We start from the raw sequence: 2,735 nt of genomic DNA, 5'->3' as shown, positions 1-2,735 counted from the left end.
GCAGCAGTTAGGTTTTCAGAAGATGTACCTAAGTTATTGATAGTGTGGTCTAAACGGTTTTGATATGCACCTAATTTAGAACGTTCTTCTGAAACTCTTTCAATTGCATTATTTATTGTTTCAATTGCACTGTTTGCACTAGGTTGTGTTGAAATATCAATACCACCAACCTCGATAGAATCATCATCCGCATATGCTGCTCCAATGGTGACAAGTTTTTCAGGAGATCCTACTGTTTCTATAGCATCCCCACCCGTATTAACCTGTACATCGTTAACAGAATAATATCCATCTGTAACAAAAACAGCTGCAATATTACCATTTTCATCTTTTAAGACTTTTTGGCTTGCAATTCCGTTAACAGCATCTGTTGCTGCTGTATAGGTACCCGTTTCTAAACCATGTGTAGCAATAGTGGATTCTGTTCCATCTGAATCAAGTGTGAGAACTGCACTAGAGACCACACCTAGATTATTAGCTCTCATATCATCAATATCTAGAGATAAATCTTGGCCTGTGTTTGCTCCAATATGAAACTTTCCAGAAAAACTACCGTCTAGTAAATTTTTAGTGTTAAACTCTGTATTATTACCGATTCTTGAAATTTCTTGCGATAATTGATCCACTTCTTTTTGAAGTTCTTTACGATCAGTAGAAGTATTTGTATCATTTGCAGATTGTACTGCTAATTCACGCATACGCTGAAGAATGCTATGTGTTTCGTTTAAAGCACCCTCAGCTGTTTGGATTAGAGAAATCAATTATGTTACCGCAGTGGCTTTTTATCCTCTGCCTCTTTATGTTTCCATAAAGTTCAGGTCATATCTTCACCCTATTCAGGGTGCCCCGCGCTCGTGGGTGGCTTATTGGTACGGATCCTCACCACCTGACCGTCACACCTTCCTAACTACTTTTATCCGATTCATTAGGCTTGGCTCGGTATTGCCCACCCATCCATCAAATAGATTAGTTTGGGGTTCCACCGAATTCACGGAGTTTTCATCTAAGTATTACTACTTAGAGCGGCATTTCTAGTCTACCGTCTTGAGCATTTTTTGATGCCATATCTAATCCACGAATTTGTCCACGCATTTTTTCGGAGATTGCTAAACCTGCTGCATCATCTCCTGCTTTGTTAATACGAAGACCTGAAGATAATTTTTCCATAGAAGCTGATTGTGCATTTGCTGCAGTATTTAACTGACGATACGTGTTAAGTGCCGCAATATTGTGATTAATTCTCATTTATTATTTCCTCCTTGAATTAAACGTTCACATCCATGTAAACTACTTTAAATTCTTTCTATATAACTGGCCGTTGAAATATGTTCAACGGCCAATCAAAGAATTATCTTAAAAGTTGTAGTACTCCCTGTGGTTGTTGGTTCGCTTGCTTTGCGACTGCATCTTTCGATTACAGAACAGACTATATCTTCATCCATATTCTTTATGGAGCTGGGCACTTCGAACAGCTTCTGCTGCCCTACGAGATTCATAGTCATTGCTTTTGCCTTAGACCGTATTCTCTAGTCGTTGAACCTTCTCCAAAGTTTCCTCACAGGAGCTTGGCTGCTGATTATCCATTGTTTCATCTATATCATTTTTAAACCATCACGCTGACCATTTCCAGTTACGTTGTGGTTGATGTAGCTTTAGGAAGTTCCAGCAATTCACCCAGTAATACTCTAGCTCGTTACCAAACTAGACGCCCTTCAATCATTATCTCAAAAGTTGTAATACACCTTGAGGCAGTTGATTGGATTGAGCCAACATTGCTTGTGCTGCTTGAGAAAGAATAGAATTCTTAGTTTGGTTCATCATTTCTTTCGCCATCGTGCGAACATTTACTTTCATAAATGACTAGACTATATCTTCACCCTCTAGCAATATAGTAGGGGTCGGGCACTTCGGATCCACAATACTGATGAACATTGTTTCACCTATGGACTCATCGTCATAGCTTTCGCCTTAGACGGTTTCCTAGTCGTTGAACCTTCTCCACTCTTTCGAGACAGGAGCTTGGCTGCTGATTGCCCAATCTTTTCTTTTTTCAAACCATCACGCTTGTTGTTTCCAACTACGTTGTGGCAAGAAAAGCTCTAAGGGTTTTCCAGCAATTCACCCGATAATACTCGCTAGCCGTTACCAGCTAGGACGACTGTGCTTGTTACTGCTTATGCAGCTAAAGCATAATCTACGTCACGGATACGAGATTCCGCAGCAGTTAGGTTTTCAGAAGATGTGTTCAAATTGTTAATTGTATGGTCTAAACGATTTTGATATGCACCCAATTTAGAACGTTCAGCTGAGACCAACTCAATTGCATTATTAATGATAGTAATTGAAGTATCAGCATCCCCTTGAGTCTGCAGTCCACCACCAGTACCATTTGTTGATTTTAGATCTAGTATTGTATTTCCATCAGCAAACGTACCATTTGTCTCCTTTGTACCAAGTCTGTCTGCATCCATTGAATTAACACTGATTTGTAGTTTTTGACCCTCGTTCGCACCAATATGGAAAGTAAATGTTTGAGCAGTTCCATCAAAGTCACCACCTGCATCTTTATGACCAAGTAAATTTTGAGTATTAAATTCCGTATTACCTGCAATACGGTCTACTTCATCAACTAATTGGTCAAATTCCTTTTGAAGTTCACCTCGGTCAGTTGCTGTATTAGTATCATTTGCAGATTGCACGGCTAATTCACGCATACGCTGAAGAATGCTATGTGT

At 39.5% G+C, this 2,735-nt stretch carries 3 protein-coding genes and 1 pseudogene; all 4 read right to left on the bottom strand.

Annotation, left to right across the window (positions count from 1 at the left end; translation table 11 throughout):
* On the bottom strand, window positions 1-761 hold a 761-nt coding region (locus tag CKJ95_RS23910), incomplete at its 3' end, for a flagellin N-terminal helical domain-containing protein (RefSeq protein ID WP_257215852.1).
* A 277-nt stretch (window positions 762-1,038) separates the two neighbouring features.
* A pseudogene (locus CKJ95_RS18340) lies at window positions 1,039-1,245 on the bottom strand (flagellin N-terminal helical domain-containing protein); the annotation flags it as partial.
* 474 nt (window positions 1,246-1,719) lie between these two features.
* On the bottom strand, window positions 1,720-1,821 hold the full coding sequence (locus CKJ95_RS18335; RefSeq protein ID WP_373604860.1) for a flagellin: 102 nt from the start codon (window positions 1,819-1,821) through the stop codon (window positions 1,720-1,722).
* Between the two features lie 353 nt (window positions 1,822-2,174).
* Window positions 2,175-2,735 (bottom strand): flagellin N-terminal helical domain-containing protein (locus CKJ95_RS18330; RefSeq protein ID WP_257215851.1); only part of this gene is annotated, 561 nt, incomplete at its 5' end.

This window comes from Fredinandcohnia onubensis, from assembly GCF_002734285.1.
Lineage (GTDB): Bacteria > Bacillota > Bacilli > Bacillales > Bacillaceae_L > Ferdinandcohnia > Ferdinandcohnia onubensis_A.
Note: the sequence above shows the minus strand (reverse complement) of the source record. Positions and strands in the feature narration are given on the sequence as shown.